3 protein-coding genes and 1 pseudogene are annotated in these 4,200 nt (G+C 59.4%); all 4 read right to left on the reverse strand.

The window, feature by feature from the left end; all coding sequences use genetic code 11:
• Positions 1–180: 180 nt before the first annotated feature.
• A complete protein-coding gene (locus tag EN969_RS19315) occupies positions 181–1,200 on the reverse strand; it encodes a BMP family protein (protein ID WP_013529887.1) in 1,020 nt (339 codons plus the stop codon).
• A gap of 379 nt (positions 1,201–1,579) precedes the next feature.
• A pseudogene (locus EN969_RS19320) lies at positions 1,580–1,771 on the reverse strand (aromatic ring-hydroxylating dioxygenase subunit alpha); the annotation flags it as partial.
• A 308-nt stretch (positions 1,772–2,079) separates the two neighbouring features.
• Positions 2,080–2,871 carry an AraC family transcriptional regulator gene (locus EN969_RS19325; RefSeq protein WP_013529886.1) on the reverse strand — a complete coding sequence of 264 codons (792 nt, stop codon included), beginning with the start codon at positions 2,869–2,871 and terminating at the stop codon, positions 2,080–2,082.
• Between the two features lie 456 nt (positions 2,872–3,327).
• Positions 3,328–4,200: porin (locus EN969_RS19330; RefSeq protein WP_164758353.1), on the reverse strand; the 873-nt coding region annotated here is incomplete at its 5' end.

Below are 4,200 nucleotides of genomic sequence, written 5' to 3' on the forward strand. Positions count from 1 at the left end.
GGCAAGTCGACGCTGTCGTCCTGCCTGCCCCGTTTTCACCGAAAAGGCAGTGGATCTCACCCTTGCGGATATCGAGATTAACCCCGTCATTGGCAATGACGCTGCCAAATCGCTTGGTAAGGTTCTGAACGTTCAGCAGGTCTTCCATTGGGTCGCACCGGGCTGCCTGGTTGATGTGTCTTACTTCACCTCGGCGGTGTTGAGCGGAACGACAAACTTGCCGGAAAGAATCTCCTGCCGCTTGGCAGATATTTCGCCCTTCACCGCCTGCGGGATCTTGCCGTCGAAATCATGATAGGGTGCGATGTCGGTGCCGCCTTCGGCCATCGAAAACCATTTCGGTTCGGCGTTGCCATTGAATTGCGCACCGGCCTTGTGTTTCAGCCATTCGCCGATGATCCAGTTGAGATCGGGCTTCCAGCTGATGATGGCGCTGGACGCAATGGCGTCGGGCGCGACCTTGCTCTGGTCGTTGATGTTGGCGAAGCACATGATCTTGTGCTCCTGGCAGGGCTTGAAATTGTCGGTCAGCATGAAAACGACGTCGGCGCCGGCCGCGATCTGCACATTGGCATGCTCAGCCGCCAGCGCATTGTCGGACCACGAGCCGATGAACGAAAGCCGATGCTGGATGTCCGGCCTGATCGACTTTGCACCCTCGAAGAACGCATTGATCTGGTCGTTGACGTCATTGGCTGGAAAGGTGCCGACGATGCCAACCATGCCTGTCTTGGTGGTATGGCCAGCCAGCATCCCAAGCAGGTAGGAAGGCTCATGCAGCCGCTTGTAGATCCAGTATTGATTTGGCCCGGCTGGGTGATTGCCGGAGCCGGTGACAACAAACATCAGGTCGGGGAACTCGACACTCAGCTTCTGGACCTGGTCCGAATAGGTGCCATGGCCCCAGATGATGTCGTATTCACCACTCTCTGCGTAGAAACGCATGGCGTTCTCAGCATCGTCTCCGTACAGCGGATCGGTATGTTCCCATGCAATCTCCAGCCCCTCGGGCCTTTCCTGTTTCAGTTGCTCAAGCGCGTCGAGCAGTGTCCGGTCCCAGCCGACGTCAGGCAGGTCCTGCAGGATAACAGCCAGTTTCAGCGTCTTTGGGACATCCGCGAATGAGCGTACAAGCCCCGACAGAAGCAGGGCGCCCGCCGTGCCCAGGATTGCCGTGCGTCGCGTAATGGTATTCGTCATCGCTTGATCCTCTCATTCCAGTCCGAGAACTGTCCAATGCCGCCCTGTCGTCATCCGGATGTTCTTGTCTTTTCCGGTTGCCTACTTGGAGGCGGCGATCGCCTGGACAACGTCCCCATGGCGTTGTTGGCAGCCGGTCTTCCGGCTTAGGTCCGAAACTTCCACGGCGAAGGTCGGCTAACAATGGCTGCGATTTCTTTCGCGCATATCCACAATTAATCATGTCCGAAAATGCGCCCATGACTAGAGCATAGTGCCGAAAAGTGTGAAGCGGTTTTCACGGACAAACGGAAACCGTTTGTCCAGACATCATGCTCTATCTCTTTGATCTAGAGGCGGATTCCGATTTCAGGTCGATTCGACCTGAAATAATCCGGCTCTAGTGTGCGCCGATACCGTTGCCGGCCACGACGCCATAACGCAGGCCCCTTTCGCGCAGCCAGCGGCGGTAGGCGGCCGACGCGGCGTCGGCGCGGATCGGCACCTCGGAACGGGAATCCAGCGGCAGCCTCTTCGGAACCTGATTCTCCAGGATCGGCTTGTCCTGACCCAGGATGGTCTGATGAAATCGCCTCCTCGACACAGGCGACGACATGCCAGTCGTTGAGCGCAACGGGATCGAGATGAGAGAAATTGCTCATGGTGCTGTCCAGCCTGGAATGTCTGTTGTCGGCGAACGGATCTGGCCAAGGCGCGACCGGCAACCAGGTTGCAAGACATCGGTCCGTTGCCTGACGCCGGATCAACCCTGATTGCCCGACAATTCATTTGTGCCTGGAAAACCGCCATGTCCGCTCTTGAGGAAAGCATATCGCCAGTTCACCCGCCCGGTTCTGGAGGCAATGCTTGCCTCGTCACCCGGAGGCACGTGGGCAACCATCAGGCGTTGCGCTTCTGCTCTCTGAGCTCGGTCGGTGAACAGTCGAACGCCAGCTTGACCTGCCGCGAGAAATGATAGGGGTTCTTGTAGCCGACCTGGTAGGCGATCTCGCTGATCGACAGTCCTGTCCGCTGCAGCAGATGCGTGCCGTAATCGAGGCGGCAACGCCACAGATATTTGGCCGGCGTCATGCCGAGATGTTTCTTGAACGCCGAGACCAGATATTGCGGACTGACGCGCACCTGCTGCGCCACCCGCTCGATCGACAGATCGGCGGCAAAGTTCTCTTCGAGGAAACGGCGTGCCTGCAGGATCGTCTGCGGGATCGGCCGCTCCGCCTCGATCACCTCGGCCTCGTAGATGAAGGCGTGGAGCAAGGCGTTGGTCAGCGACTCGCGAACACCACTGCGGCCGCCACGCTCGCCGAGGCCAAGATCAACACCCAACTGCATGAGGGTGTGGACCATCGGCGAGGCGACGATGAACGGCGCGAACTTCTCGCGCTCCTTGTACAGCCACGCCGCGTTCTGCGGCCGGCCATCGCACCAGCTGACATGGGTCAGCGTTTCCGGCGCCACCGACGTCATGTAGCGATCACGCGTGAGCGACAGAGCACATTGTCCTGCCTCCAGTTGCAGGACGCTGTCATCCGCCTCGAGCGTCAGGGATCCGACGTGGACAAGCATGAAGGCCAGATAGTCGCCACCGATCGGCCCGTAGTCGCCGCCATTCTCATAGGTTAGTTCGCCGAAGGTGTTCTCGCGGCTAAGGTCGATCGGTGGCAGGCGCATATCGGCTTCCCCCTGTCAGACTGCCGGTGCCATGCAAATGAAGTCGATCCGCGTTCCGGCTGCGTCTCCAATTGTCGAAGCTATGGCCTCGTGACGCAAGATACCGCCAATCAACCTGCTCATGGCGGCAGACCGATGCTTCCACGCGCACAGGCCCAGGCTAGCCGAGGCGATCCGCCAGGCCAGAGAGGCCGCCCTTGAACGCTCGCTGGTCAACGGCTTGTCGAGATCGACGTCGAGCCGCGCTGGCCAGTCGTCGTCACTCGGGTGGGATCACACTGGTGGACATAGCCGGAATGAAGGGCGCCTTGGTCAAAGGCGCCCTTCGCATCGGCGGCGCGCTTCGGTCCTGGAGGTACGGACTCAAGCATTTTGAGAGGAGCCACCCGATGAGCTCACTGGGCCGGCTTGCCCAGCGAGCATTCGTATATTTCGGCGAAGTGCTACAACAATCCGCTAGAAGTCGCGCTGGAAGCGGAGGAGGCCGCCGACGCTATTCTCTTTCGTAGCGCCGACCCAGTTACGGTTGTCAATCTGGCCAAACTTGCCATCGTGGTTATAGTCAACTTCGGCCGTGACCGTGAAGCCGGGGACGACATCGTAGGCAACGTTTGCCGCGACACCGTAATTCTTGTCATCGTCAGCGGAAACCTGGAGATTGAACGAGGTCTTCTCGTTGAACTTGTAGGTGCCGCCTCCCCAGACTGCCCAGTTGCCGCCCCACTGCTTATAGAAGTTGCGGTCGATGTTCTTGTCGGTGCCGTAGCCGGCCATCAAGAACAGAGACAGAGCGCTCGAAGCGTTCACGTCCAAGCGAACCTTGCCGGCATATTCTTCGAAGGTGCTGTCATAAGCAGCGACGCCCGTGATCGCGCCCCAGCCCTGCGTGTACTTCACGCCGCCGACGACATGCGGGACATAGCTGTCGATCGTGTCGTAACCCGAACTGATGTACGTGAAAGGCGGGACGCCGGTCGGGCCAGCGCTGCCGCTACCTTCTTCGAGGGAAACCACGCCCGACAAACCGTTGCCGAGGTCGAAGTAGTACTGGACGACGTTGCTGTCGAAGCCGCCATAGGGGACGATCGTGTCGTTGATGACGTTGCCGGCGTAACCGATGAAGGTGTCGAAGGCCGGGTCGTCCTTACCGACGCGCAGACCACCGAGCTGGATCCAGGCGAAGTTCAGCGTAATGCCCGTGTTGCGGGCCTGCCAGTTGTTGCGGCTGTCGTTGGTCGTGGCCTGGTTGGCATAGTCGCCGAAGCTGTTGCCGAAGTTGAAGCGGGTCTCGGTGTAGGTCTTCAACGTGCCGAGTTCGGTTTCCTGGCC

It is taken from the genome of Mesorhizobium sp. M7A.F.Ca.CA.003.01.2.1 (assembly GCF_003998945.1).
In the GTDB taxonomy this organism is placed as follows: Bacteria; Pseudomonadota; Alphaproteobacteria; order Rhizobiales; family Rhizobiaceae; genus Mesorhizobium; species Mesorhizobium ciceri.